The following is a 267-nucleotide window of genomic DNA, read 5'->3' as shown; positions in this document are numbered from 1 at the left end:
TGGGCGATGAACAGCTTAAATCATCGTCCCAGAAAATGTCTCGGCTTCAAAACGCCGCACCAAGTATTTATGAAGCAGTTACAATCGCATCAACATGTGGTTGCACTTCGAAATTGAATCCGCCTTTAATTTAATTTAATTCGCGAGTTCAATTTTGAAGTGCAAGCGTATTTTTGAAGAATACCTGATTGGGTGTAAGGTATCCTAATCTTTTTCTTGGTCGATTATTCAGTCTATTCATGGCGTGATCAATCTCCTGTTGTGTAA

At 39.0% G+C, this 267-nt stretch carries 2 pseudogenes; one reads left to right on the top strand and one right to left on the bottom strand.

Going from position 1 to position 267, the window contains the following annotated elements:
- Positions 1 to 117, top strand: a pseudogene (locus ACO0K1_RS20340) (IS30 family transposase); the annotation flags it as partial.
- 31 nt (positions 118 to 148) lie between these two features.
- On the opposite strand, the pseudogene ACO0K1_RS20335 reads toward ACO0K1_RS20340, so the two are convergent.
- A pseudogene (locus tag ACO0K1_RS20335) lies at positions 149 to 267 on the bottom strand (IS30 family transposase); the annotation flags it as partial.

Origin of the sequence: Undibacterium sp. SXout20W, assembly GCF_049340285.1 — a bacterium.
Taxonomy (GTDB): Bacteria; Pseudomonadota; Gammaproteobacteria; order Burkholderiales; family Burkholderiaceae_D; genus Undibacterium.
Note: the sequence above shows the minus strand (reverse complement) of the source record. Positions and strands in the feature narration are given on the sequence as shown.